Raw genomic sequence first — 681 nt, forward strand, 5'->3', positions numbered from 1 at the left:
TTGTACACTTAAGTGTGTTGAGCGAACGAAGTGAGCGAAATAAAAAACCACCTGCTATGCAGGTGGAAGACATTAGCTTTAGCTTCAAGCAAAATACAACCTCCTATGATAAAATAGTTACGCCTGACAAGCTGCACATATTAACAAAGGAGGTTATCATCCTGATGGATAAGAATAGTTTATCACACACAAGATGGAATTGTAAATATCATATAGTATTTGCCCCAAAATACAGAAGGCAAGTAATCTATGGGAAGTTAAAACAAGATATAGGAAAAATATTAAGAGATTTATTAACAAGAAAAGGCGTAAAAATAATAGAAGCTGAATTATGTCCAGACCATATTCATATGCTGGTTGAAATACCACCAAAATATAGCGTTTCGGAAATAATGGGATATTTAAAAGGGAAAAGCAGTCTAATAATATTTGATAGACATGCAAATTTAAAATATAAATATGGAAGTAGAAATTTTTGGTGCAGAGGATATTATGTAGATACAGCAGGAAAAAATGCAAAGAAAATTGAAGAATATATAAGAAATCAATTGAAAGAAGATTATATAGCGGACCAAATAAGTTTGAAAGAGTATATAGACCCATTTACTGGGAAAAAGAATAAAAAATAAAAAGAAGAAAGAGGCGCTTTAGCGTCAATTGAGAATGTAGTGCAGCTGTCGG

Annotated in this window: 1 protein-coding gene; it reads left to right on the forward strand. The window is 32.2% G+C overall.

Annotated elements, in window-relative coordinates:
- The first annotated feature begins 164 nt into the window (after window positions 1–164).
- Window positions 165–629, forward strand: a complete 465-nt coding sequence (gene tnpA, locus B9N53_RS09065) for an IS200/IS605 family transposase (RefSeq protein WP_094204634.1) — start codon at window positions 165–167, stop codon at window positions 627–629.
- Window positions 630–681 lie beyond the last annotated feature (52 nt).

The organism is Finegoldia magna, assembly GCF_002243175.1.
Taxonomy (GTDB): Bacteria; Bacillota; Clostridia; order Tissierellales; family Peptoniphilaceae; genus Finegoldia; species Finegoldia magna_J.